Below are 22,921 nucleotides of genomic sequence, written 5' to 3'. Positions count from 1 at the left end.
TGCATCGTATTTGCGGGCCGGATCAATGAGGATAATCGCGAAGTTCAAGCCTCGTCCTGCTTGGCGCGCCGCCACAGCGCTTCCTGCGCGGCGAGGTCGCGTCCGGCCAGCGTGCCGCCCTCGTCGGCGGCCAGCTGCTCCATGCGGCGGAAGCGGCGCTCGAACTTGGCGTTGGCATGGCGCAGCGCGCGGGAGAAATCCACGCCGGCATGGCGGGCGAGGTTGGCCGCCACGAACAGCACGTCGCCGATCTCGTCCTCCAGCCGCGCCGGGTCGGAGCCGGCGTCGAACTCGGCGCGCACCTCGTCGATTTCCTCGGCGAGCTTGTCCAGCACCGGGCGGTGATCGGGCCAGTCGAAACCCACCGTGGCGGCGCGCTGCTGCAGCTTGGTGGCGCGCTTCCACTCGGGCAGGCCGCGCGAGACGCCGGCCAGCGCGCTGGCGTCGTGCGCTTCGCCCTTTGCGGCGCGCTCGGCGGCCTTGAGTTCTTCCCAGGCCTGCTTCTGCGCATCGAGATTTTCGTACTGCGCTTCGCCGAACACGTGCGGGTGGCGGCGGATCATCTTGGCGCTGATCGCCTGCGCCACGTCGTCGAAACCGAAGCGCCCCTGCTCGGCCGCCATCTGCGCATGGAACACCACCTGCAGCAGCAGGTCGCCAAGCTCCTCGCGCAGGTCGTCGAAGTCGCCGCGGTCGATCGCGTCGGCCACCTCGTAGGCTTCCTCGATGGTGTAGGGCGCGATGCTGGCGAAGTCCTGCTGCACGTCCCACGGGCAGCCGCGCGCGGGATCGCGCAGGCGCGCCATGATCGCCAGCAGCTCGTCGATGCCGCGCCGCGGAGCGTCGCTCATGGCAGGCCCGCGTCGCGCAGCCTGGCCGGCCAGTCGAGGCCGGCGTCGCCCACCGCGACGAACTCGGGGTTGAGCAGGGATTCGCCGCGGTCGTAGCGCAGCGGCCTGCCGTGCAAGTCGAGCACGGCGCCGCCGGCTTCCTCCAGCACGCATTGCGCGGCGGCGGTGTCCCATTCGCTGGTGGGGCCGCGGCGCAGATAGATGTCCGCGCCGCCGCGCGCCAGCAGGCAGAACTTCAGCGAGGAACCGAGCGGCTGCAACGCGTAGTCATCGCCGATCAGACAACGCAAGGTGTCCTCCTGCGAGCCACCGTGCGAGCGGCTGCCGGCCGCGATGGCCGGCCGCGCCAGCGTGCGGGTGCCGATGCGCTCCCAGCCGCCGCCTTCCACCGCCTGCCGCCAGGCGCCGATGCCGCGCGCAGCGGCGTACAGGTCGCCGGTGACCGGCGCCAGCACCACGCCCAGCACGGGCTGGTGGTCGTCGATCAGGGCGATGTTGACGGTGAACTCGCCGTTGCGCTTCACGAACTCGCGCGTACCGTCCAGCGGATCGACCAGCCAGTGCCGCTCCCACCCACGGCGCTGCTCCCACGGCACCTGGCTGGCCTCCTCGGAAACCAGCGGCAGCACGGGCTCGATGCGCGCCAGGCCCTCGGCGATCACCTGCTGCGCGGCGAGGTCGGCGGCGGTGAGCGGCGAGCGGTCGTCCTTCAGCTCGACGTCGAAGTCCTGGCGGTAGATGTCGAGGATGGCTTCGCCCGCGCGACGCGCCAGCACGGCGACGTCGAGCAGCAGGGGATGGTCGAACGGCACGCTCACTTCGGTTGCATCCTTCCGGCAAGGTATTCGCGCGCCATGAACAGCGCGGCGATGGAACGGCCCTCGGTGACGTCGTCGCGCTCCATCAGGGTATGCAGGTCGTCGAGCTTCCACGGCACCACGTCCAGCGGCTCGGGCTCGTCGCCTTCGAGGCGTTCGGGATAAAGCTCCTGCGCCAGCACCACGTGCGCGACATGACTCATGTAGGACGGCGACAGCGAGAGCGTACGCAGCGGCGTCAGGCGACGCGCGCCGTAGCCCACCTCTTCCTTCAGCTCGCGGTCGGCGCCCTGCTCCACCGTTTCGCCGGGGTCGAGCCGCCCCTTGGGCAGGCCCAGTTCGTAGCGCTCCAGCCCCACGCCGTACTCGCGCACCAGCAGCACGGTTTGCGCATCCAGCAGCGGCACGATGATCACCGCGCCCAGGCCGCCCGGCTTCATCCGCTCGTAGGTGCGCCGCTCGCCGTTGGAGAATTCCAGGTCGACCTGCTCGAACCGCAGGAAACGGCTGTCGGCGACGTCGCGCGTGGCGTGGATGATGGGCGGCTTGGGCATCGGTCGATTGTAGCTTCAGCGCGCCAGGCGCCGCAGCGCCTCGGCGTGGATCGCCGGCGTGCCGGCCAGCACGCTGCGCGTTTCCAGCGTGGGCGTTTGGCCGTCCAGATCGGTGAACACGCCGCCGGCCTCGCGCACGATCGCGGCCAGCGCCGCGATGTCGAGGATGTTCACGTCCGACTCGAGCACCAGATCCAGCGCGCCGCGCGCCAGCAGGTGGTAGTGGCAGAAATCGCCGTAACCGCGGATGCGGTTGCTATCGCGGATCATCGCGCCCAGCGCGGCCCAGCGCGTGTCGCCGGTGAGCGTCTTCACGTTGCCGGTGGAGATCGACACCTGCGCGAAATCCGCGGTGTCGGCCACGCGCACGCGCTCGCCTTCGAACCATGCGCCGTTGCCCGCGCTGGCCCACATCGTCTCGCCGTACACCGGCGCGCTGGACACGCCCAGCACCAGCTCGCCGCGATCCATCAGCGCGATCTGGGTGGAGAAGAACGGCGTGCGGCGCACGAAGCTCTTGGTGCCGTCCAGCGGATCGACCAGCCACAGCAGGCCGTCGCGCGCGCCGTCGAGGCCGCTTGCTTCCAGACCATATTCCTCGCCGTAGATCGCCGCCTCGGGCAAGGCCGCGCGCAACACCTTGCGGATCGCCTGCTCGGCCTCGCGGTCGGCCACCGTCACCGGCGTGGCGTCGCCCTTGATCTCCACGTCCACGCCGCGCTTCCAGTAGTGCAGGATCACCTCGGCGGCGGCGGCGGCGGCCTCGCGGGCGGCGGCGAGGGCCTGCGCGGCGGTTTCGCTGTTCATCGTGCGGTTTTTCCCGTGATGGCGGCGGCCATGCCGCCGCTGCGTGCAATGTGGAGAGTGCCGTCGGCATCCGGCTTGCCCAGCGTGGCGATCCAGCGTTGCAAGGCCGGATCGGCATGCCGCGCCTGCAACGTGGCTGCGAGCCGCCAGCCCAACAGGCTCAATTCGAGATCGCCGGTCGTGCGCAGCGGCCCCTGGCCGTCGTCCTGCCATTGTGCATGGATCACGCCGCCCTGCGCAGCGAGCGTGCCATGCAGATTGCCCAGCGGAACATCGCCGTTTTTCATATGCATCGCGGCCTGCCGCCACTGCCAGTCGGCCTGCAGTTCCAGCGGCCAGCCACCCTGCAGCACGGCATGCTGCGCACTCAACACGACTTCGCCCTGCGGCTGGCCCGACGGCAGGCGAAGGCGCGGATCGGCCAGCGCCGCCAGATCCGCATGCGCGCGCAGGTCGTTCAATTCCACCTGGCCGCCGGGCAGCTTCCGCATGCGCCCGCGCAAGTCGAACTGCGGCCCCGCGAAATCGAGCTGCAACCCGGCCTGCCCGAGCAGCGCGCGGCGCGACAACTGCCATTGCACGCGGCCCAGCTCGCGGCCATCCGACGACCGCACGCTATCCGCGTGGCCGTCCCACAGCGTGCCGCCTACCTGCTGCAGGCGCAGGCCGTGCAGCGACGGCTGCAGCAACGGCATCGCCCAGCGCGCAGGCAGCCACCACAACAGTGCCGCGGCGGCCAGCAACAGCACGGCCACGGCTGCAAGTATTTTCCTGAGGATTTTCAAACGGACTTCCCGCAAGTTCCTTGCGCGCACTTGAGCGCGCAGCCACGCACGCCGATCATAACCGGATGACGAATCCCGCCGACCGCAACGCCGCGCTAGCCGCACGCGACCTGAAGCACATCTGGCACCCCTGCACCCAGATGCACGACCACGAGACGATCCCGATGCTGCCCATCGTGCGCGGCGAAGGCGCATGGCTGGTCGACGCCGAGGGGCGGCGCTACCTCGACGGCATCAGTTCATGGTGGACCAACCTGTTCGGCCACGCCAACCCGCGCATCGCCGCCGCGCTGGCGGAACAGGCGCGCACGCTGGAACACGTGATCTTCGCCGGCTTCACCCACCCGCCCGCGATCGAACTGGCCGAGGAACTGGTGCGCATCACGCCGGCCGGGCTGGACAAGGTGTTCTTCGCCGACAATGGCTCGGCGGCGATCGAAGTGGCGCTGAAGATGAGCTTCCACTACTGGCTCAACCAGGGTCACGGCGAGAAGACCCGCTTCATCGCGCTCAGCGGCAGCTACCACGGCGAGACGCTGGGCGCGCTGTCGGTGAGCGACGTGGCGCTGTACCGCAAGACCTATGCGCCACTGCTGCTCATGCCCATCCTCGCGCCCTCGCCCGACGCCTACGAGGGCGAGCCCGGCGAAACGCCGGCGCAGGTCGCCGCGCGCCGCCTGGCCGAGCTGCGCGCCCTGTTGGAGCGCCACGCGCACGAAACCTGCGCGGTGATCGTGGAGCCGCTAGTACAGTGTGCGGGCGGCATGCGCATGTACCACCCGGATTACCTCGCCGGCCTGCGCAGGCTCTGCGACGAGTTCGCCGTGCACTTCATCGCCGACGAGATCGCGGTGGGTTTCGGCCGCACCGGCACGCTGTTCGCCTGTGAGCAAGCGCACGTCTCGCCCGATTTCATGTGTCTGTCCAAGGGACTCACCGGCGGCACCCTGCCGCTGTCGGCCGTGCTCACCACGCGGCACGTGTACGAGGCGTTCTACGCCGAATACAGCGCCGGCAAGGCCTTCCTGCATTCGCACAGCTACACCGGCAACCCGCTGGCGTGCAGCGCGGCGCTGGCCACGCTGGCGATCTTCCGCGACGAACCGGTGCTGGAACGCAACCGCGTGCTGGCGACGCACCTCGCCCGCCGCCTGGCACCGTTGCGCGACCATCCGCACGTGGCCGAGGTGCGCCAGACCGGCATGATCGCCGCGGTGGAGCTGGTCGCCGACAAGGCCACGCGTCGCCCCTTCCCCGCCGAAGACCGCCGCGGCCTGCGCGTGTACCTGCACGGGCTGCAACATGAAGCGCTGCTGCGCCCGCTGGGCAACGTGATCTACTTCATGCCGCCCTACGTGGTGAGCGAGGCGGAGATCGACCACCTGGTCGCGGTGGCCGCGGCCGGCATCGAACGGGCCGTGGCCTGACATGCGCACCATCCGCATCCATGTCGACCTGCCGTTGGCCATCGGTACCGAGACTGCCCTGCCGGCACAGGCCGGCGAACACGTGGCGCGCGTGCTGCGCCTTGTGGCAGGCGACCCGCTGACGCTGTTCAACGGCGATGGCGACGACTACACCGCGACGATCACCAGCGTCGGCAAGCGCGAAGTGCTGGTGCGGGTGCTGGATCGGCAGGCCGTGGAGCGCGAATCGCCGCTGCCGCTCACACTGGCGCAAGGCGTGGCGCGCGGCGAGAAAATGGATCTGATCGTGCAGAAGGCCACCGAGCTGGGCGTAGCGCGCATCGTGCCGCTGCTCACCGAGCGCGCTGAGGTGAAGCTGGACGCCGCACGCGCCGAGAAGCGCCTGGCGCACTGGCGCGCAGTGGCGGCCAGCGCCTGCGAACAGTGCGGCCGCGCCCGCCTTCCCGAAATCCTCCCCACGCAGACCTTGCCTGCGTGGCTGGCCTCGCTGGATGACGCTGCGGCGCTGCGCCTGGCCCTGCTGCCCGAGGCCACGGCTTCCGCGCGCGACCTGCGCCCCGGCAACGCTGGCGCCTTGCTGGCGGTGGGGCCGGAAGGGGGGCTGGGCGAACGGGACGTGGCGCTGCTGGGCGAAGCCGGCTTCCGCGGCCTGCGGCTAGGGCCGCGCATCCTGCGCACCGAAACGGCGGGACTCGCGGCCTTGGCCGCGTTGCAGGCATTGCACGGGGATTTTTGAGCAGCGCGGCCGGATCGAAGGCGGCCCCGGCAACGTTCGGCGAAACCGGGAGTCCGGAAACCGCCTGCCGCCTCGCCGGTCTTGTCAGGCCGCGCCGTCCAGCGCTTCCGCTTCGTCGCCGGGCCGATCCAGCAGTTGCATCAATTCCGCCTCGATGCCTTCGAGGTCGGGGATCACCGCCACGTCGTCGCGCACCAGCACCTGCGCGCGCACGCCGGCCGGCAGTGCGTTGCCGTCGTGGGTGGGGATGATGAGCTCGGAGTTCAGCGTGGTCAGTCGCGGGAAACCCTGGGTGAGCACGGCGATGAACGGCATCTGCGGGTGGCCGCCCAGCGCCTTCAGCACGGCCACGCGCACGGTGAGTTCGGCATCGCCCTCGTCGGCGCCGGCGAGGCGCGAGAACGACACCAGCGGCACGCGCCAACCGCGCCAGGCGAAGCGGCCGAGCAGCCACTCGGGCGCGCCCTCCACCGCCTCGTGGGCCGGCAGGGTGATCACTTCGGCCACGGTGGCGTTGGGCAGCAGCAGGCGCAGGCTGCCCGCCGGCACCAGCACGCAACGGATTTCGCGGGGCAACTCGACGCTCATGGATAGACCTCGATCAGATGCGCCGCCAGTTCGTGCAGCGTTCCGGAATAACTCACCAACCGCTCGGCGAAGATGCTGCCGACCATGTCGTCGTAGTGCTGTCCGTCGACGGCCTCCACCCACACCTGGCCGCCGCGGTCGTGGATCGCCTGCGCGCCGGCCACCGCATCGGTGGAACGGCCGGCGAACACGATGCCCAGCGCGTCGCGCGCGAACGCGCCCGCCGCCATGCTGAAGCTGGCGTCGATGGACGGCTCCTGCGCGGCTTGCAGTTCGATCTTGCCGTCGCGGCGCAGCTTCACCTGGCCGTCGGCCGGCGCCAGCAGCACTTCGCCGCCGCGCGCGCGGCTGCCCTGCGTGGCCAGCCGCACCGGCAGGATGGAATGGGTGGATAGTTGCTCCAGCACGGCCTCGACCGGCTGCGTGCCGAAGTGCTGCACCAGCAGGATGGTGTGGCGCGCACTGGCCGGCAGCAGGGCGAGGAAATCGCAGACCGACGGCAGGCCATCGGCGGCGGCGCCCAACAGCACCACGCGGCTGAGCGCGCTGTCGAGATCGTCCAGCAGCATCTCGGTCGGCTCCCAGGCCTGCGGCGCCACGGCCTCCTCCATCGACACCAGCTCCAGGCTCAGCGTCGGCTTGAAGTCCTCCGCCGTGGGCTCGACGTCCGGCGCGAGGAAGTCGGCGGCGCTGAGCTTCTGGATGCCGAAGTCCGCGGCCTTCGGCGGCGCGGCGGCGACTTCGTCGTGATCGACCAGCGACCAGTTGCCGGGCGCCGGAGGCGCCTTGGCCTCCACAACCGGCGCCGGTGCGGCGACAGGCGCGGCAGGCGCCTCGTCGGCCTGCGGCGCGAAGCCGAAATCGCCGTCCTGCAACGGCAATTCCTGGTGCGGCACGGCGGACGTGCCGTCTTCCTCCGGCAGCAGCAAATCGCCGGCGAGCATGGCGGCCAGCTCCGCTTCCAGGTCGTCCGGTGCGGCTGATCCACGCGCCGCGGGCTCCCCGGCTTCGTCGTGTTGCGCGGCCGGCGCGACCGCGTCGAAATTCTCTAGCAGAGGCTCGATGGCCGGCATGTGGGCCTGCTCCTCGGGTGCCGGCGGCGCGGGCTCGGCAAGCAGCGCGGCCAGTTCCGCTTCCAGATCGTCGGAAGTGAGCTCGCCCTGCACCTCGGGTTCGACGGGCTGTTGTTCTGCCGCTGCCGCTGCCGGCGCGAATGCGGCTTCCGGCTCCGATGCGGGTACCGGTTCGACGGGCGCGACGACGGCCGGCGCCACCGCTTCCGCGTCGGCCGGACGCGGCGGGTCGATGTCGCCGCTGGCCAGCACCTTCACCGCGAGGTGGCGCGCCCAGCGCGCGCGATCCCAGCCGCTCAGCGCGCGGCTGGCGCGGGCGTCGTTGAGCACCAGGCGCGGACGGTCGCCGTCGACCATGCCGAACAGGCGGTCGAAGGCGTCGTCGTCCTCGTCGTCCAGGTTCACCACCAGCACGTCGGGATCGTGCTGGCGCAGCGTGCCGGCATCGAAGCCCGCGACGGCGCCTTCGTGCACGATGCGCGCGCCGCGTTCCTGCAACACTTGGCGCAGGTGCGCGCCCAGCTCGGCATCGTCGAACAGCAACGCCACCGAAGGCTGCGTTTCAACCATGATGCGGCTCCTGCGCAAGCTGCTCTACGGCACGGCGCTCCAGCGCCTCGGCGCGCTGATCCAGCACCTCGGCGATCTGCGACAGCAGCTCGGCCTCCTGGTACGGCTTGCCGAGATAGCGATCCACACCGATGTCGAACGCGCGCTGGCGATGCTTCTCGCCGGTGCGCGAGGTGATCATGATGATCGGCACGTCGCGCAGGCGCGGATCCGCCTTCATGTGAGTGGCCAGCTCGTAGCCGTCCATGCGCGGCATCTCGATGTCCAGCAGCATCAGGTCGGGCACGCGCTCGTGCAGCTTCTCCAGCGCGTCCACGCCGTCCTTCGCGGTGCCCACTTCGTACTCGTGGCGCTCCAGCACGCGGCCGGTGACCTTGCGCATGGTGATCGAATCGTCCACCACCATGACCAGCGGACGGGCGCGCTGCTCCTCGATCTTCGGCAGCTCGACCGCGGTGAGGCCCTCGGACAGGCGCTGCTCGCGGCGCACCATGCCGCTGCGCACCAGCGGCGCCAGGTCGAGAATCACCAGCACCGAGCCGTCGCCCATGATGGTGGCGCCCAGCACGCCCGGCACCGAACTCACCTGCGGGCCGACCGACTTCACCACGATTTCGCGCGAGCCCAGCACCGCATCGACGCGGATCGCGGCGCGCAGGTCGCCGGCGCGGGCCAGCAGCAGGGGCGGCTGTTCGCCTTCCGGCACCGAGCCGGGCGGCAGGCCGAGCAGTTCGGCCAGGTCGTGGATGCCGAACTGTTCGTCGCCGTGGCCGAACACGGGTTCGGCTTCGGCCATGCGCACGGCCAGTTCGTCGGCATTGACGCGCGCCACGCCCTGCACCGAGGTCATCGGGATGGCGAAGGTGCTTTCGCCGATGCGCACCAGGATCGCCTGGGTCACCGCGAGGGTGAACGGCAGGCGCAGCACGAAGGTGGTGCCCTGGCCCTGCTGCGACTCGATGGCGAGCGAACCGCCCAGCTGCTTGATCTCGTTCGCCACCACGTCCATGCCCACGCCGCGGCCGGCCAACTGGGTGACCGTGCTGGCGGTGGAGAAGCCGGGCTGGGTGATGAGGGCGAGCACCTGGTCGTCGCTGAGGCGCGCGTCGGCGGCGATCAGGCCGCGTTCCACGCCGCGCTTGCGGATGGCCTCGCGGTCGAGGCCGCGGCCGTCGTCGCTAACGCGCACCACCACCTCGGTGGCCTCGCGCGCCACGCGGATGCGCACCGCGCCTTCGGCCGGCTTGCCCGCCTTGCGGCGTTCCTCCGGCGACTCCAGGCCGTGCGCCACGGCATTGCGCAGCATGTGCTCGAACGGCGCCTTGATGCGGTCGAGCAGGTTGCGATCCATTTCGCCGTGCGCGCCGTCCACGTACAACTGCGCGCTCTTGCCCTCTTCCTGCGCCGCCTGGCGCAGGGTGCGGCGCAGGTTCGGCACCATGGTGTCGAACGGCAGCATGCGCGTGCGCAGCAGGCCTTCCTGCAGCTCGGTGCTGACGCGCGACTGCTGCACCAGCAGGTTTTCGGCCTGGCGGGTGAGTTCGTCCAGCGTGCCCTGGATGGACACCAGGTCGGACACCGACTCGGCCAGCGCACGCGAGTACTGCTGCAGCTGCGAGAAGCGGTCGAGCTCCAGCGGGTCGAACGCGGCGACGCTGCCCGCCTCGCGGTGCTCGCGCTGGAAGCGCGCGATGATCTGCGCCTCGGTCTCGATTTCCAGCATGCGCAGCTGGCTGCGCAGACGCTGCACGGTCTGGTCGAGTTCGACCAGGTTGTTGCGGTAGCCGCCCACCTGCTGCTCCAGGCGCGAGCGGTAGATCGCCACCTCGCCGGCATGGTTCACCAGGTTGTCGAGCAACTCGGCGCGTACGCGGATCTGTTCCTGCGACGAGGACGCCTCGGCGGCCTGTTCCGCCATCAGCTCCGGCAGCGACTCGGTCTCCACCTCTGCCGCATGCGCCGCCGGTTGCACGGCGGGCTGCACAGGCGCCGCACGGGCAGCCAGCGCGGCGTCGTCGGCGAACTGCTGCTGGCCGGCCAGCGCCAACAGGTGGTCGATCACGCCCTTCGGGTAGGCCGGCGCCTGGTTCTGCGACACCTGCTGCACCATCGTGTGCAACTGGTCGAAGCTGGTCTCCAGCACGGCGATCAGCGGCGTCGCCTGGGCCGCGTCGGCCACCGGCTTCTCCAGCAGCGTCTCGATGGCGTGGGCCAAGTCGCCCACCGACATCATGCCGGCGATGCGTGCGCCGCCCTTGAGCGTGTGCAGGTCGCGCTGCAGTTCGCCCAAGTGCGCGACCGCAGCCGGCTCGGCATGCCACTGCGCCAGCACGCCGTCGGCGTGATCGAGGATTTCGCGTGCCTCCTCGACGAAGACCTCCAGCAGGTCGGCGTCGACGGGCAGGCTTTCGTTCGCGGCAGGCACATCGGCGGCAGGCGCGGCGCGCACGGCTTCGGCGGCGGCACGGCGTGCCGCTTCGGCGGCGCGTTCCGCCTCCGCCCTGGCCTGTTCCGCTGCCGCGGCTTCCGCGGCGCGCTGCTCGGCCGCGGCCTTTTCCGCAGCGGCGCGGATCTGCGCCTCGGCGGCTTCGCGGGCGGCGCGCTCCTGCGCCTGGCGTGCCAGTTCGGCCTGCTCCTGTTCGAGGCGCTCCTTCTCGGCCTGCTCGCGCGCCGCCTGCTCCTGCGCTGCTTGTTCTTGCGCCGCTTGTTCGGCGGCGGCGCGTTCGGCCGCTTCCCGTTCGGCGGTTTCGCGGGCGCGCTGCTCGGCCTCGGCGCGCTCGGCTTCGGCCGAGGCATCCGGCTCGAACGCACCCAGCGCGGCCATCAGTTCGTTGGCGAAATGGTCGTGCGCGCCGTCTTCCGGCAACACGACCGGCGCCACATGCTCCGCCGCGGCGAGGTGGGCCTCGAGGGCATCCGCCGCATCCTGTTCCGGCTCGGCATCCGCGGCGTGCGCCGCAGGCTCGGCTGGCGGCTGCGCGGCCTCCGCATGGTGCTCGGCGATGACGTGGGCGCCCTGCACTTCCGGGTAGCGGTCGCGCATTTCGGTCAACTGTAGGGCCAATTGGTCGACGTTCGGCAGTTGCGGCAGGGCCACGTCGAACTGCGCCATGGTCTGGTCGACCACGTCGGCCGAGCGATCCATCAGGCGCACGCCTTCCACCGAGAGCGGCTGGCCCGCGTGGCGCAGGCGCTTGAGCAGGCTTTCCAGCGGCGACAGCAACTGGATGAGCAGCGGGATGTCGACCATCGCGATGGCGCCATGCAACGTGTGCACGGCGCGCAGCAGGTCTTCGCCCACCGGAAGTTCGCCGCTGCTGCGCTGGATCGCGGTGCGGATGGTCTGCAGGTACTGCGCGACCTCGCTGCGCAGGATTTCCAGCAGCACCGGATCGACCGACGGCAACGGCGAGATGGCCAGCGACAGCAGCGGCTCGGCAGGAGCCGGTGCCGGAGCGGCGCTGATGGCGGCATCGGTGATGGCGGCGACGGGGATCGCGGTCGCTGCGGCATCGAAGCGCGGCACGCGGCGGCGCACGACGCGGCGCACGGTTTCCATCGCGGCCGGCGCATGATCCTCGATGCGCGCGGCGGCGTCGCCGGCGGCGAGCTTGGCGGCGGTCTGCTGGATCGCCTCGACCGGCGCGGTGGGCAGGCCCTCGCCCTTCAGCGAGGCCAGCAGCTGCGGCAGCGCGGCGATGGCATGGCGCACCAGCGCCTGTACGCCCGCATGCGGCTCGATGGTGTGGTCGAGCACGCGGTTGAGCATGTCCTCCACCTTCCACGCGAATTCGCCCAGCGCGGCGATGCCGACCAGCCGGCCGGAGCCCTTGAGCGTGTGGAAGGAGCGGCGGATCGGCGTGAGCGCGGCAAGCTGCGCGGGGTCGGTCAGCCAGGCGCCTTCGGCGGCGCGCAGGTTGTCGATCTCCTCCTGCATTTCCTCCAGGAAAATGTCGCGGATGTCGTCGTCGATCCCTTCGGCCTGCTGGTCGAAACGGAAGCCTTCGGCCAGCGCGCCGTGCGCCGGCACCTGTTCCTCGATTTCTTCCTCGATCTCGACCCAGTCGCCGTCGTCGCCAGCGGCCAACGGCGGCGTGGTGGGTTCGGTCTGCGCAAGGCGCAGGCCGTCGACATCGTGCGTAGGCACCTGCTGCGGCGCCTCCTGCGCCACGAACAGCTGGCTGGCGTCGTCGCCCGGGAAGACGCTCACCGGCTCGGACAGGTTGTCGTGGGCGTGTTCCGGCGCATCGCTCACCGCCGCCGGCAGCGGGCGCTCGTCGGGCAACGGCCAGTAGCCGAGCTGGCCAAGGCTGTGCTCGGCCACGTCGATGATGTGCGCCAGCCCGCCGCGGTGCTCGCGCGCCGCCTCGAGGTAGTACTCCAGCGCGGCCAGCGCATCGGCCAGGTGATCCATCTGCGTGCTGCTGGGCACGCGGCGATCCACCAGCAGTTCGTTGTGGATGAAGCGGCCGATGCCTTCGGCCAGCTCGGCCGGGCGTTCGGCGGAAAGCATGCGCGCGGCGCCGGCCACTTCGGCCATCTGCGCCGGGGCGTCGGCCAGCCCGGCGTGTTCCCAGCCGGATTCGACGAAGGCGACGATGGCTTCCTTCACCTTGCCGGTGCTGCGGATCGCTTCCAGCATCACCGTGCTGAGGATGCCCTGCACCTCGCTGCGCGGCAGGCTCGGCGCCTCCGTGTCGTGCGCCTCTTCGCCGGCGCCCAGGCTTTCGATGTGGTCGTCCAGCGACGCTTCCACGTAGAGCAGCGCGCCGGCCACGTCGAGCAGGACTTCCTCGTCGACATTGCGCAGCTTGCTGGCGACTTCTTCCAGCACGCGGCGCTGCTCGTCCACCACCCGGCGCGGCACGGCCAGCGCCAGCATGCCGAGCGTGTCGGCGACGCGGCCCAGCAGTTCGCACTGCGGCGCCAGCGAGGCCGGATCGGCGTTCGGCTGGCGCTGGAACAGGTCGAGCGCTTCCTTGACGCGCAGCAGGTCTTCCTTGAGCGCCTTGGCCACCGAGTCGAGCAGGGCACGGTTGTGCCCGGCCATCGAGCCACGGGCGTGCTCCAGTTCCTCGGCGTCGGGCAGCAGGCTGTCCAGCGCATAGGTGCGGCACAGCAGCTCCATGTGCGGGCTGTGCTGGCGCGACTGCGCCACGATGTAGAGCAGGCGGTTGCACAGGTCGTCGGCGTCGCCGCCGCGCAGGCTGTCTTCGCCCTGTTCGATCAACTGGCGGACATGGCGATCCACCTTGCCGAGCAGCTGGCGCAGCTCGGTGGCGTGTGGGCCGAGCATGCCGTGCTCCAGGCCCTCCACCACGCCGGCGGCGATCCACCACAGGCGCCGGCCGTGCACGTGGAAACAGCGCGCGGCGATGGCCAGCAGCGTCTTGCGCATGCCGGCCAGCGGCTGCGCCTGGGTCTGGCCGCGGAACCAGGCCAGCATGTGCTGCTGGAACTGCAGGCGCAGCGCGGCCAGCTCGCCGCGGCGCTCGCGCGCCTGCGCCTCGCTCATCGCGGCGGGCGCCTGCTGGGGCAGGAAGGCGTCGAGGTTGGGACGGAACAGCGCGGCTTCGGTCAGCGCCTCTTCGCCGCGACTGGCGCGCAGGTCGTTCAGCAGCGGCAGCAGCACCACCGGCACGTCGCGGTGGCCGCTGGCGACACGTTCGAGGTAGTCGGGCAACTGCATCAGGCCGCGCATCATCGCGGCGTAGGCGTCCTCGCGCTGGACGACCTTGTTCTGCAGCAGCGCGATGGCGAGCGACTCCATCTCCGTCGCGACCATCGCCGGGCCGGGCAGCTCGACCATGCGCAACGTGCCCTGCACCTGGTGCAGGCAGTCGGCGCACACGCGCATGGCGCCCGCGTCGGTCGGGTTGCCGACGTAGGATTCCAGCGACTCGCGGGCGTCAGACAGCGTCTGCTCCAGCTCGGGCCGTACCCACTGCAGGGTGGTGAAATCAATGTTGTCTTGAAGTCTCATGCACTTCCCTCAGCGGTCGCGCGGCGCATCGCCACGCCACCATCGAGACTGCCCCCAGTCGGTAAATGTCGCCGTCAGCCCGGCAGCTTGAAGTGGGCCACCGAACGACGCAGGTCGCTGGCCAGCTGCGCCAGCGTACCGATCGAATCGGCGGTGCGGCTGGCGCCCTGCGAGGTCTGCGAGGTGATCTCACGGATTGCGTTCATCGATTGCGAAATGTCCGTCGCCGCCGCCGACTGCTGGCGCGCCGCGCTGGAGATGTTCTGAATCAGCGCGGACAGATCGTGCGACACGCGCTCGATGTCGCCCAGCGCGCTGCCGGCGTCCTCCGCCTTGCGCGCGCCGGCCACCACTTCGGCGGTGGTCTGCTCCATCGAGTTCACCGCTTCGTTGGTATCGGACTGAATCGCCTGCACCAGCGTCTCGATTCGCTTCGTGGCGCTCGCCGAGCGTTCGGCGAGGCGCTGCACTTCGTCCGCCACCACCGCGAAACCGCGGCCCGCTTCGCCCGCCGAAGCCGCCTGGATCGCCGCGTTCAACGCCAGGATGTTGGTCTGCTCGGCGATGTCGTTGATGAGTTCCACGATGGAGCCGATTTCCTGCGAGGATTCGCCCAGCCGCTTGATGCGCTTGGAGGTTTCCTGGATCTGGTCGCGGATCGAGTCCATGCCGGAGATCGTCTCGCGCACCACTTCGGCGCCGTGCGAGGCGATCTGCACCGAGCGCTCGGCCACGTCGGCCGACTCGGCAGAGTTCTTCGACACGTGATCCATCGAGCTGGCGATCTCGTTGATCGCGCTGGTCGCGGTGCTGATCTGCTGCGCCTGCTGTTCGGCCGAGGCCGCCAGGTGGCGCGCGGTGGTCTGGGTTTCCTGCGCCGACGAGGACACCTGCTCGGAGGTCTCGTTGATCGTGGTCACCAGGGTGCGCAACTCGTCGATGGCGTAGTTCACCGAGTCGGCGATCGCGCCGGTGATCTCTTCGGTCACCGTGGTCTTCACCGTCAGGTCGCCTTCGGCCAGCGCGCCCATCTCGTCCAGCAGGCGCATGATCGCCTCCTGGTTGCGCTGGTTGAGCGAGGTGGACTCGGCGAAGCGGCGGCGCTGGTCGCGCACCAGGCTGACCACCAGCAAGAGGGCGAAGGCCACCGCGCCGATCGCGGCGAGCAGGCCCCACCACACGTTCGGGAAGAAGCGGCGCAGCGGCAGCTTGCCGATCTGGTCGGCGAGGTCGTTCGCGCGCAGCAGCACCGACTGCGAGTCCAGCGAGGCCTTGGTGCCGGCCTGCTTCACCGCGGAGAGGTTGCCGGAGGCGGACACCAGCTTGGCCAGCGGATCGGCCAGCTTGCCCCAGCTGTCCTGCATGTCGGTGAGGATCTTGCGCGCGTTGGCGTCGGCGATCGGCTTCACGCCGCTGTTCGGGTCGTTCTGGATCAGCGCCTGCAGCACGATGCCGTACTGCTGCGCGTCGCGCTGCAGGCCGTCGGCGGCGGCCTGGGCGTTGTCGCCGCCCTGCAGCACTTCCTGCACGCGGCGGATGATGCGGTCGGCCGACAGCATCTGGCGCGAGGTGCCGAGCATCTGGTCGGCGCTGCCGTTGCGCTGCTGCAGGATGGTGACCACCTGCTCCATGCTGGAGTTGAGCAGCGGCATCTGCTGCGACACGGTGGCCGCGCGCTGGCCGGAGTCGAGCACCACGGCCTTGTTCGAGAGGATCTTGCCGATGTCGCCGTCGAGCTGGTTCCAGGCGCTTTCCAGCGCGCTGTACGAGCGACCGACCGGCGAGGCGTTGTTGTCGGAGTAGGCGTGCATGCCGGTGGAGGCGTCGCCCTTGTTCAGCTTGCGCACCGCCGAGTCGATGGCGTTGCGCGTGCTTTCCAGCTCCTTGTACGACTCGGCGTTGCCGTCGGACGACTCCAGCGCGAACTTCGCGGTCTGCTGCGACAGCACCTGGATCTGCGTGGTCAACGCGACGGCTTGGCGATCTTCGCCGTTCTTCACGTTGAGCTGCCAGAAATCCAGGGCCGCGAAGCCGATCGCGACCAGCAACAGGACAATGAGTGCGGTATTCCCACGCTCCTTGCCGACGCCCCCTGTAGTGCTCATGTTCACCTCGTCCGTCTACTTCGCCGGGTCGGCCGCGTCATCGGACGGGCAAACCCTGAATCTGTCGTCTTTTGGAGTTGCCGGCCCATGGCGGCGCCGGATCTGCTGTCCGCAACCGATCCGGATCAGGCCGCGGCCTGGCGGAAATCGGGGGCACGCACCAGCTTGCCCATGCTCAGTATCGCCATCTGCTGCACGCCCTCGCCCACCCGCTGCTCGGCGAAGCGCGCCAGCCGCGGATCGTCTTCGGGCTCCGCCTCGCGCCGCTGCCCCGCATCCACCGTGCGCTGGCCGAACACCTCGTCCACCAGCAGCGCCACGCTGCCGCCGCCCTGGCGCACCACCAGCAGGCGGGCGCGGTCGGTCAGCTGCGTGCGTTCGTCGAACAGGAAGCGGCCGAAATCCACCACCGGCATCAGGTTGCCGCGCACGTTGGCCACGCCGAGCAGCCACGGCTGCGTGCGCGGCACCGCGGTGAGTGGGGGCAGCGCCAGCAGTTCGTTGATCTCGCCGATCTCGCTGACCAGGATACGCGGCCCCACGCGGTAGCCGATGCCGCGCCACAGGCCGGGCGCGTCCATCCGCTCGCGGCTGTCCGAGGCGTGCGCCAGCGACAGCCGCTCGTAGCGGGCCAGGATTTCGAACGGGGTGAGTCCGGTGCTTGCGTTCATGCCGCGCTCGACAGCAGTTGGTTGATGCAGGCGAGCAGCTCGCCCTCGTTCACCGGCTTGGTGATGAAGGCGCGCGCGCCCTGGCGCAGCCCCCACACGCGGTCGGTTTCCATCGCCTTGGTGGTGATCATCACGATGGGCACGCCGGCGGTGACCGGGTCGCGGGTGAGCGTGCGCGTGGCCTGGAAGCCGTTCATGCCGGGCATGATGACATCCATGATGACCAGCGCGGGCGGCGTGCTGCGCACGCGCTCGATGCCCTCCTCGGCGTTGCCGACGGAGGCTACTTGATGGCCCGCCCGTTCGAGCAGCGTGGTGAGCACGCGCACGTCGATGGGCGAGTCGTCGATGATGAGAATGTCGGCCACAGTTTCCCCCTGATGGATCTGTGGTCAGCGGTTGGCGGTCGCGCTGACGTGGTGCTGGATGGCGCCCAGCAGCTCGTCGCGGGTGAACGGCTTGGTGAGGTACTGCTCGGCGCCGACGACGCGGCCACGCGCCTTGTCGAACAGGCCGTCCTTGGAGCTGAGCATGATCACCGGCGTGGCCCGGAACTGCGGGTTGTTCTTGATCAGCGCGCAGGTCTGGTAGCCGTCGAGCCGCGGCATCATGATGTCGACGAAGATGATGGCCGGCTTCTGGTCGGCGATCTTGGCCAGGGCCTCGAAGCCGTCCACGGCGGTGAGCACCTCGCAGCCTTCCTTCTTCAGCAGGGTCTCTGCCGTGCGACGGATGGTCTTGGAGTCGTCGATCACCATGACCCGCAGGCCGGTCAGACCATTCGCGTTCGCGTTCAGATTCATTACTCCCCCCTGTCGCCCAACACGGGCCCAGGAAAATCAGCTCATAGCGAGCAACAAACGTGCCGCCGGGCCTGCGTGACTGGACAACTTGTTCGGTACCGCGCTCCGCAACGCCCGCGCTGCACGGGATTTGCATAGGTGGTTGTTTACTGCCTGCCCGCGATTGCGTCAAGCAAGATTCGCCTTGCCGGGCGCCTTGCGGGTGCGCATTGTGCCGCAATTCGGCAAGTGTGTGCCCTTCGCGGCACGCGCGCTTGTCGCCACCGGCGCCGTGGGCGAACATCGCCCCTTCCCCGGTCGGCGCGCCGCGTCGCAAAACCTTTCGCGGAGAACCACGATGACTCTTGCGGTCGCGGTGCTGATGGATCCCATCGGCGCGATCAAGCCGGCCAAGGACACCAGCCTGGCCATGCTGCTGGAGGCGCAACGCCGCGGCCACGCCCTGCACTACATGGAGCAGGGCGATCTGGCGCTGCGCGACGGCGCGCCATGGGCGCGGCTGCGCCCGCTGGCCGTGCGCGACGACGCGCGCGACTGGTTCACGCTGGGCGAGGCGCAGTGGCGCGACCTGCGCGAACTGGACGTGGTGCTGATGCGCAAGGATCCCCCGGTCGACCAGCAGTTCGTCTACGACACCATGGTGCTGGAAGCGGCCCAGCGCGGCGGCGTGGACGTGGTGAACGACCCGCGCGCGCTGCGCGACTGCAACGAGAAGCTGTTCGCGCTGCAGTTCCCGCAGTGCATCGCGCCCACCCTGGTCAGCCGCGACGCCGCCGAGCTGCGCCGCTTCGTGGCCGAATGCGGCGAGGCGGTGCTGAAGCCGTTGGACGGCATGGGCGGGCGCGGCATCTTCAAGGTCAAGGCCGGCGACGGCAACCTCAACTCGATGCTGGAAACCCTGCTGGCGGGAGGCCCGCACGGCGAGGGCCGACAATTCGCCATCGCGCAGAAATTCATCCCGGCGATCAGCGCGGGCGACAAGCGCATCCTGCTGATCGACGGCGAGCCGGTGCCGTACGCGCTGGCACGCATCCCGCAGGGCGACGAGTTCCGCGGCAACCTCGCCGCCGGCGGCCGCGGCGAAGGCGTGCCGCTGTCCGAGCGCGACCGCTGGATCGCCGCCCAGGTGGCGCCGGAACTGCGCCGGCGCGGCCTGCGCTTCGTGGGCCTGGACGTGATCGGCGACTACCTCACCGAGATCAACGTCACATCGCCGACCTGCGCGCGCGAGCTGGATGCGCAGTTCGGGCTTAATATCGCGGGCCTGCTGTTCGACGCCATCGAGAACGCCTCTTCGTGAGTTCCGCCACCGCACGCCCCGCCGCCGACCCCATCGGCGCGACCCTGCTGTTCTCGCTGCTGCTGCACGGCGTGCTGCTGCTGGGCATCACCTTCCACTTCGCCGAGACCCGACCCGGCCTGCCCACGCTGGACGTCACCCTGGTCAACGTGGCCAACCGCGAGGCGCCCGACCAGGCCGATTTCCTGGCGCAGGCGAACAACAGCGGCGGCGGCCAGAGCGACCATGCCGCACGGCCCTCGCAGCCCTTTTCCGGCGCCCTGCCCAAGCCGCTACCCGGCACCGCCATGCAGTCGATCGCCGCCGCCACGCCGTCGCCGCGCGAGGCCACGCCGCAACGCATGGTCACCACCAGCGGCCAGAGCAGCTTCAGCGTGACCAGCGACACCGCGCAGACCGAAGTGCCGCCGCAGGACGCGCCCAGCGCCACCGAGCTGCGCCGCCAGCAGGAAATGGCCCAGCTCGCCGCCGAGGTGCGCAACCAGGCCGCGGCCTACGCGAAGCGGCCGCGCAAGAAGTACATTTCGGCCAGCACCAGGGAATACGTCTATGCCGCCTACATGCGCGGCTGGTCCGACCGCGTCGAGCGGGTGGGCAACCTCAACTACCCGGAAGAGGCGCGCCAGCGCGACCTGCACGGCGACCTGCTGCTCACCGTGGGCATCAACCGCGACGGCAGCATCCACAGCATCGACGTGATCCGGAGCTCCGGCCAACCGCTGCTGGACGCCGCCGCCAAACGCATCGTGCAACTGGCCGCGCCGTTCCCGCCGCTGCCCGCCTCGGCCAAGGTGGATCAGCTCTACATCACCCGCACCTGGCAGTTCCTGCCCGGCAACGTGCTGCGGAGCAAATAGCCGATCCTTCACCCCGGCCGGCTTACAATGCGCGCATGAGCCGCACCGAACCGCCCACCCTCACCGGCCACTTCCTGATCGCCATGCCCGGACTGGCCGAACCGCCGTTCTCGCGCGGCGTGGCCCTGCTCTGCCAGCACAACGAGGAAGGCGCGGTGGGCCTGCTGGTGAACCAGCTCTCGCACTACCGCTTCGGCGACGTGCTGGCGCAGATGAAGCTGGAATGCAGCGACCCCGAACTGGCCGACGCGCCGGTGCTGATCGGCGGCCCGGTGCAGCAGGAGCGTGGCTTCGTGCTGCATCGCGAGCCCGGCCACTGGGAATCCAGCTACCGCGTCAATGCCTCGTGGTCGGTCACTACCTCGCGCGACATCCTGGTGGCGATGGCCGCCGGCGAAGGCCCACGCCAGGCGATCATGGCGCTGGGCTACGCGGGCTGGGACGCCGGCCAGCTGGAACAGGAGCTGATGGCCAACGCCTGGCTCACCGTGGAAGCCAGCGAGCGCGTGGTCTTCGATACGCCGCTGGAAGACCGCTGGAGCGCCGCCGCCGGCCTGGTCGGCGTCGATCCGCTGCAGCTCGCCGGCTACGCGGGCCACGCATGAGCTGCGCCTTCGGCTTCGACGTCGGCAGCAAGCTGATCGGCGTCGCCGTGGGCAATGCGTTCACCGCCAGCGCCCGCGCGCTGGGCGTCGTGGCGATGCGCGACGGCGCTCCCGACTGGCCCGCGCTCGATGCGCTGCACGCGCAATGGCTACCCGATGTCCTGGTGGTGGGCCTGCCGCTCACCCTTGATGGCGATGAACAACCCGCCAGCAAGCGCTCTCGCCGCTTCGCCGAGCAGCTCAAGAGCCGCTACGGCACCGATGTGACGCTGGTGGACGAACGCCACAGCTCGCGGGAAGCCGCGCAGCGCTTCGCCGGCGCGCGCGCCGCGGGCCTCAAGCGCCGCCGCGACGCCGTCGCCATCGACGCCGAAGCCGCCGCCGTGATCCTCGAACGCTGGCTCGCCGGCGCCCCTTCCGATCTTTCCACTCAAGCATCCCCGCCATGAGCCCACGCCTGCGCCACCTCACCACGCTGGAACACCTGCCGCGCGCCAGCATCGAACACCTGCTCGACCGCGCCATCGCGCTGCGCGACGCCTGCGCGCACGGCACGCGCAAGCTGGACACGCTGGCCGGGCGCACCGTGCTCAACCTGTTCTTCGAGCCGTCCACGCGCACGCGCACCTCGTTCGAGCTGGCCGCGCGCCGATTGGGCGCCGACGTGGTGAACTTCGACATCGGCTTCTCCTCGGCCAACAAGGGCGAGGCGCTGTACGACACCCTGCACACGCTGGAGGCGATGCACCTCGACGCCATCGTGGTGCGCCACAAGGTGTCCGGCACGCCGGACGAGCTGGTGCGCCACGCGATGAGCGGCGTGTCGGTGGTCAACGCCGGCGACGGCAACCGCGCGCATCCCACCCAGGGCCTGCTCGACGCGCTGACCATCCGCCAGCACCGGCCGGATTTCGAGAACCTGGCGGTGACGATCTGCGGCGACATCCGCCACTCGCGCGTGGCGCGCTCCGACGTGCACGCGCTGGCCGCGCTGGGCGTGGGCGATATCCGCCTGTGCGGCCCGGCCGCGCTGCTGCCAGACGCCGCCGAGTTCCCCCAGTGCCACTTCACCGAGGACTTCGACAGCGCCGTCGCGGGCGCCGACGTGGCGATCATGCTGCGCCTGCAGAAGGAGCGCATGGCGTCCACCGACCTGCCCGACGAGGCCGCCTACTTCCGCCACTACGGCCTCGACCAGCGCCGCCTGGCCATGGCTGCCAAGGGCTGCCTGGTGATGCATCCCGGCCCGCTCAACCGCGGCATCGAGATCGCCGACGCGGTGGCCGACGGCGCGCAGTCGCGCATCCTCGAACAGGTGGCCAACGGCGTGTTCGTGCGCATGGCCGTGCTGGGCGAGCTGCTGGCGCGCTGAAGCGGCAGGCAGGCGGCATGTCGAAAGCGGCGGCGCCCGTTCGTCGCCATGGCAGAAAGGCCGCCGTCGCGGCCTGGCCACCACTTGGGAAACCCGCATGAACCTGCAGCTCTACATGCACCCGCTGTCCTCGTTCTGCCACAAGGTGTTGATCGCCTTGTACGAGAACGGCACGCCGTTCGAGCCGCGCATGGTGCGGCTGGACGACGAGGCCTCGCGCGAGGATTTCCGCAAGGTCTGGCCGATCCTGCGCTTCCCGGTGCTGCGCGACGAGGCACGTGGCCGCACCGTGCCGGAATCCACCGTCATCATCGAATACCTGGCGCTGCACTACCCGGGCAGCACGGCGCTGATTCCCGCCGATCCACAGGCCGCGCTGGACGTGCGCGAACGCGACCGCTTCTTCGACCTGTACCTGCACGTGCCCACGCAGAAGGTCATCACCGACCGCCTGCGCCCAGCGGACGGCCACGACGCGATCGGCGTGGAGCAGGCGCGGGCGCAGCTGCGCACGGCCTATGCGCTGCTCGACGGGGAAATGCGCGAGCGCACCTGGGCCATGGGCGACGCATTCACCCTGGCCGACTGCGCCGCGGCCCCGCCCTTGTTCTACTCGGCATGGGCCGAACCGGTGGACGGCTTCCCGCACGTCGCCGCCTACCGGCAACGCCTGATGGAGCGCACCTCCTTCGCCCGCGCGCTGCGCGAGGCGGAGCCTTACCTGCAGTTCGTGCCGAAGGCTTAGCTGCGAGAGCGCAGCCCACGCGCGAATGGCCCTATTGATCCGGCCCGCAAATCGTTTCCGCCGATGTCCTTCGACTTCGCCTCACTACGCTCAGGACGAACGGTGGATGTATCGCATTTGCGAGCCGGATCAATAGTTCGTCATTCCGGCGCAGGCCGGAATCCAGCGGCGCCCGCGCGCATCCAGGCCATGCCGTTACTGGATCCCGGCCTGCGCCCACTGCTGTCCGGAATAATCTGGGGATGGTGTCGAAGGATGAAGGCCCGCGCCG

General features: G+C 70.1%; 20 protein-coding genes. 8 read left to right on the top strand and 12 right to left on the bottom strand.

Annotated elements, in window-relative coordinates; translation table 11 throughout:
* Positions 1–44: 44 nt before the first annotated feature.
* Genes mazG through ACZ5Z2_RS03495 form a run of 5 tightly spaced genes read right to left on the bottom strand, consistent with a single transcriptional unit; the run spans position 45 to position 3,815 of the window.
* Positions 45–851, bottom strand: coding sequence for a nucleoside triphosphate pyrophosphohydrolase (mazG, locus tag ACZ5Z2_RS03515; protein WP_464760598.1), 807 nt, complete (start codon positions 849–851; stop codon positions 45–47).
* Entirely contained in the window at positions 848–1,669 is an 822-nt protein-coding gene (gene cysQ, locus ACZ5Z2_RS03510; RefSeq protein WP_464760597.1) for a 3'(2'),5'-bisphosphate nucleotidase CysQ, read from the bottom strand. Before cysQ ends, mazG begins: the two co-directional genes overlap by 4 nt.
* Positions 1,666–2,223, bottom strand: a complete 558-nt coding sequence (gene nudE / locus ACZ5Z2_RS03505) for an ADP compounds hydrolase NudE (protein ID WP_464760596.1) — start codon at positions 2,221–2,223, stop codon at positions 1,666–1,668. Before nudE ends, cysQ begins: the two co-directional genes overlap by 4 nt.
* A gap of 15 nt (positions 2,224–2,238) precedes the next feature.
* Positions 2,239–3,030 carry an inositol monophosphatase family protein gene (locus ACZ5Z2_RS03500; protein ID WP_464760595.1) on the bottom strand — a complete coding sequence of 264 codons (792 nt, stop codon included), beginning with the start codon at positions 3,028–3,030 and terminating at the stop codon, positions 2,239–2,241.
* A complete protein-coding gene (locus ACZ5Z2_RS03495) occupies positions 3,027–3,815 on the bottom strand; it encodes a type II secretion system protein N (protein ID WP_464760594.1) in 789 nt (262 codons plus the stop codon). The genes ACZ5Z2_RS03500 and ACZ5Z2_RS03495 overlap by 4 nt, the downstream gene beginning before the upstream one ends.
* Before the next feature lie 65 nt (positions 3,816–3,880).
* Here ACZ5Z2_RS03495 and ACZ5Z2_RS03490 point away from each other — a divergent pair, with 65 nt between their 5' ends.
* On the top strand, positions 3,881–5,242 hold the full coding sequence (locus tag ACZ5Z2_RS03490; protein WP_464760593.1) for an adenosylmethionine--8-amino-7-oxononanoate transaminase: 1,362 nt from the start codon (positions 3,881–3,883) through the stop codon (positions 5,240–5,242).
* A gap of 1 nt (position 5,243) precedes the next feature.
* Positions 5,244–5,978, top strand: coding sequence for a 16S rRNA (uracil(1498)-N(3))-methyltransferase (locus ACZ5Z2_RS03485; RefSeq protein ID WP_464760592.1), 735 nt, complete (start codon positions 5,244–5,246; stop codon positions 5,976–5,978).
* 84 nt (positions 5,979–6,062) lie between these two features.
* Here ACZ5Z2_RS03485 and ACZ5Z2_RS03480 read toward each other — a convergent pair whose 3' ends face one another.
* The 7 genes from ACZ5Z2_RS03480 to ACZ5Z2_RS03450 all read right to left on the bottom strand — a co-directional run bounded on the left by ACZ5Z2_RS03480 (position 6,063) and on the right by ACZ5Z2_RS03450 (position 17,771).
* Entirely contained in the window at positions 6,063–6,566 is a 504-nt protein-coding gene (locus ACZ5Z2_RS03480; protein WP_464760591.1) for a chemotaxis protein CheW, read from the bottom strand.
* Complete coding sequence (locus ACZ5Z2_RS03475; RefSeq protein ID WP_464760590.1) at positions 6,563–8,209, bottom strand: chemotaxis protein CheB; 1,647 nt, start codon at positions 8,207–8,209, stop codon at positions 6,563–6,565. Before ACZ5Z2_RS03475 ends, ACZ5Z2_RS03480 begins: the two co-directional genes overlap by 4 nt.
* The gene (locus ACZ5Z2_RS03470) at positions 8,202–14,192 is read right to left on the bottom strand and encodes an Hpt domain-containing protein (protein WP_464760589.1); all 5,991 of its coding nucleotides are present in this window, start codon (positions 14,190–14,192) and stop codon (positions 8,202–8,204) included. Before ACZ5Z2_RS03470 ends, ACZ5Z2_RS03475 begins: the two co-directional genes overlap by 8 nt.
* Before the next feature lie 74 nt (positions 14,193–14,266).
* Positions 14,267–16,297 (bottom strand): methyl-accepting chemotaxis protein, encoded by a 2,031-nt coding sequence (locus ACZ5Z2_RS03465; RefSeq protein WP_464760588.1) that lies wholly within the window; start codon positions 16,295–16,297, stop codon positions 14,267–14,269.
* A 125-nt stretch (positions 16,298–16,422) separates the two neighbouring features.
* The gene (locus ACZ5Z2_RS03460; RefSeq protein ID WP_464760587.1) at positions 16,423–16,968 is read right to left on the bottom strand and encodes a chemotaxis protein CheW; all 546 of its coding nucleotides are present in this window, start codon (positions 16,966–16,968) and stop codon (positions 16,423–16,425) included.
* A complete protein-coding gene (locus ACZ5Z2_RS03455; RefSeq protein WP_464760586.1) occupies positions 16,965–17,336 on the bottom strand; it encodes a response regulator in 372 nt (123 codons plus the stop codon). The genes ACZ5Z2_RS03460 and ACZ5Z2_RS03455 overlap by 4 nt, the downstream gene beginning before the upstream one ends.
* 24 nt (positions 17,337–17,360) lie before the next feature.
* The gene (locus ACZ5Z2_RS03450) at positions 17,361–17,771 is read right to left on the bottom strand and encodes a response regulator (protein ID WP_464760585.1); all 411 of its coding nucleotides are present in this window, start codon (positions 17,769–17,771) and stop codon (positions 17,361–17,363) included.
* 337 nt (positions 17,772–18,108) lie between these two features.
* On the opposite strand from ACZ5Z2_RS03450, the gene gshB reads away from it, so the two are divergent.
* The 6 genes from gshB to ACZ5Z2_RS03420 all read left to right on the top strand — a co-directional run bounded on the left by gshB (position 18,109) and on the right by ACZ5Z2_RS03420 (position 22,650).
* A complete protein-coding gene (gshB, locus tag ACZ5Z2_RS03445; RefSeq protein ID WP_464760584.1) occupies positions 18,109–19,071 on the top strand; it encodes a glutathione synthase in 963 nt (320 codons plus the stop codon).
* Positions 19,068–19,928, top strand: coding sequence for an energy transducer TonB (locus tag ACZ5Z2_RS03440; protein ID WP_464760583.1), 861 nt, complete (start codon positions 19,068–19,070; stop codon positions 19,926–19,928). Before gshB ends, ACZ5Z2_RS03440 begins: the two co-directional genes overlap by 4 nt.
* 35 nt (positions 19,929–19,963) lie before the next feature.
* Positions 19,964–20,533: a YqgE/AlgH family protein gene (locus tag ACZ5Z2_RS03435; RefSeq protein ID WP_464760582.1), complete on the top strand. Its 570-nt coding sequence runs from the start codon at positions 19,964–19,966 to the stop codon at positions 20,531–20,533.
* The gene (ruvX, locus tag ACZ5Z2_RS03430) at positions 20,530–20,982 is read left to right on the top strand and encodes a Holliday junction resolvase RuvX (RefSeq protein WP_464760581.1); all 453 of its coding nucleotides are present in this window, start codon (positions 20,530–20,532) and stop codon (positions 20,980–20,982) included. The genes ACZ5Z2_RS03435 and ruvX overlap by 4 nt, the downstream gene beginning before the upstream one ends.
* The gene (locus tag ACZ5Z2_RS03425) at positions 20,979–21,905 is read left to right on the top strand and encodes an aspartate carbamoyltransferase catalytic subunit (protein WP_464760580.1); all 927 of its coding nucleotides are present in this window, start codon (positions 20,979–20,981) and stop codon (positions 21,903–21,905) included. Before ruvX ends, ACZ5Z2_RS03425 begins: the two co-directional genes overlap by 4 nt.
* A 97-nt stretch (positions 21,906–22,002) precedes the next feature.
* Entirely contained in the window at positions 22,003–22,650 is a 648-nt protein-coding gene (locus tag ACZ5Z2_RS03420; protein ID WP_464760579.1) for a glutathione S-transferase family protein, read from the top strand.
* Positions 22,651–22,921 lie beyond the last annotated feature (271 nt).

This window comes from Rhodanobacter sp. G1 (genome assembly GCF_055397855.1).
This window is presented reverse-complemented; position numbering and strand designations above follow the sequence as displayed.

Bases quoted from the DNA above. Each gene is read 5' to 3' on its own strand.
- mazG (WP_464760598.1), bottom strand. From the start codon at position 851: ATGAGCGACGCTCCGCGGCGCGGCATCGACGAGCTGCTGGCGATCATG.
- nudE (WP_464760596.1), bottom strand. From the start codon at position 2,223: ATGCCCAAGCCGCCCATCATCCACGCCACGCGCGACGTCGCCGACAGC.
- ACZ5Z2_RS03500 (WP_464760595.1), bottom strand. From the start codon at position 3,030: ATGAACAGCGAAACCGCCGCGCAGGCCCTCGCCGCCGCCCGCGAGGCC.
- ACZ5Z2_RS03490 (WP_464760593.1), top strand. From the start codon at position 3,881: ATGACGAATCCCGCCGACCGCAACGCCGCGCTAGCCGCACGCGACCTG.
- ACZ5Z2_RS03485 (WP_464760592.1), top strand. From the start codon at position 5,244: ATGCGCACCATCCGCATCCATGTCGACCTGCCGTTGGCCATCGGTACC.
- ACZ5Z2_RS03480 (WP_464760591.1), bottom strand. From the start codon at position 6,566: ATGAGCGTCGAGTTGCCCCGCGAAATCCGTTGCGTGCTGGTGCCGGCG.
- ACZ5Z2_RS03475 (WP_464760590.1), bottom strand. From the start codon at position 8,209: ATGGTTGAAACGCAGCCTTCGGTGGCGTTGCTGTTCGACGATGCCGAG.
- ACZ5Z2_RS03470 (WP_464760589.1), bottom strand. From the start codon at position 14,192: ATGAGACTTCAAGACAACATTGATTTCACCACCCTGCAGTGGGTACGG.
- ACZ5Z2_RS03465 (WP_464760588.1), bottom strand. From the start codon at position 16,297: ATGAGCACTACAGGGGGCGTCGGCAAGGAGCGTGGGAATACCGCACTC.
- ACZ5Z2_RS03460 (WP_464760587.1), bottom strand. From the start codon at position 16,968: ATGAACGCAAGCACCGGACTCACCCCGTTCGAAATCCTGGCCCGCTAC.
- ACZ5Z2_RS03450 (WP_464760585.1), bottom strand. From the start codon at position 17,771: ATGAATCTGAACGCGAACGCGAATGGTCTGACCGGCCTGCGGGTCATG.
- gshB (WP_464760584.1), top strand. From the start codon at position 18,109: ATGACTCTTGCGGTCGCGGTGCTGATGGATCCCATCGGCGCGATCAAG.
- ACZ5Z2_RS03435 (WP_464760582.1), top strand. From the start codon at position 19,964: ATGAGCCGCACCGAACCGCCCACCCTCACCGGCCACTTCCTGATCGCC.
- ruvX (WP_464760581.1), top strand. From the start codon at position 20,530: ATGAGCTGCGCCTTCGGCTTCGACGTCGGCAGCAAGCTGATCGGCGTC.
- ACZ5Z2_RS03425 (WP_464760580.1), top strand. From the start codon at position 20,979: ATGAGCCCACGCCTGCGCCACCTCACCACGCTGGAACACCTGCCGCGC.
- ACZ5Z2_RS03420 (WP_464760579.1), top strand. From the start codon at position 22,003: ATGAACCTGCAGCTCTACATGCACCCGCTGTCCTCGTTCTGCCACAAG.